This window comes from Desulfobulbus alkaliphilus, from assembly GCF_016918545.1.
Taxonomy (GTDB): Bacteria; Desulfobacterota; Desulfobulbia; order Desulfobulbales; family Desulfobulbaceae; genus Desulfobulbus; species Desulfobulbus alkaliphilus.
On the sequence record NZ_JAFFQC010000107.1, the window covers coordinates 1 to 764 of the forward strand.

General features: G+C 39.3%; 3 protein-coding genes. All 3 read right to left on the bottom strand.

The features are described from left to right. Positions 1-117 (bottom strand): type II toxin-antitoxin system prevent-host-death family antitoxin (locus JWG43_RS20385; protein WP_205243873.1); only part of this gene is annotated, 117 nt, incomplete at its 3' end. Further along, positions 101-322 (bottom strand): type II toxin-antitoxin system RelE family toxin, encoded by a 222-nt coding sequence (locus JWG43_RS17590; protein WP_240193670.1) that lies wholly within the window; start codon positions 320-322, stop codon positions 101-103. The genes JWG43_RS17590 and JWG43_RS20385, both read right to left, overlap by 17 nt. A 258-nt stretch (positions 323-580) precedes the next feature. Continuing rightward, the coding region (locus tag JWG43_RS17595) for a hypothetical protein (RefSeq protein ID WP_205244255.1) at positions 581-764 on the bottom strand (184 nt) is incomplete at its 5' end.

The following is a 764-nucleotide window of genomic DNA, read 5'->3' on the forward strand; positions in this document are numbered from 1 at the left end:
AGCCTCCTTGCCTTCGATTTGATTGTGGATTAACTCCTGGTATTCAGCCCAGGGAATGACTGCGAAGGCAGGTTTACCGTTTTGAATGATGATTTGAGGATCAGTATGTGCGCTCATCTCTTTTCTTTACCTCTTGAATCTCAACGATTTTTATCCCGTCATCAAAGTCGAACATGACTCGATAGCGGCCAACCCTCAATCGGTAGCCATAGCGATGATTTTTCAACTCTTTTAAATCCAGCGATTCGCAAAGTGGGAAGGTTGCCAATAAATCCACATCGTGAAAAATTGCCTCCCGGTAACGACCAGGAATTTTCTTCATCTGCTTACGAGCCCGATTATGCCAAACAATTTCATTTATTGTTTAAAATATAACATAATATAACTTTAATCAAGCATTAAAAATACCATTTTATCTCGAATTGAGGTGAATACTATTTTGGGCTTATAGTAATTTTAATCAAATTTTCGTAATATTTATATACAGATAGATCCAAACAGAAAAAATAGAACGTTGAAGCTGTGCGAAGCAAACAATGCGTAGCGCAGTTTGCGTCCGAGCAAGCGCCTTGTTAGTTTGTTACCTGCAATTATTTTCATAGAGAGAAATGGCAAACTCCCCAAGCACACAAAATAGGGGAAGTGTTTGAATGCATAAGTCCGGCAAAGAAAAGAAACCTCCATGTGAGTATAATGTTTTAGCAACAGTTGGGTCGAGAACCAGCTCGCCCAAAATATACCACAGGGAGGTTTCTATGAACGTA

What these genes read in the sequence shown, in the direction of transcription:
- JWG43_RS17590 (WP_240193670.1), bottom strand. Translation starts at nt 322, where the DNA reads ATGAAGAAAATTCCTGGTCGTTACCGGGAGGCAATTTTTCACGATGTG.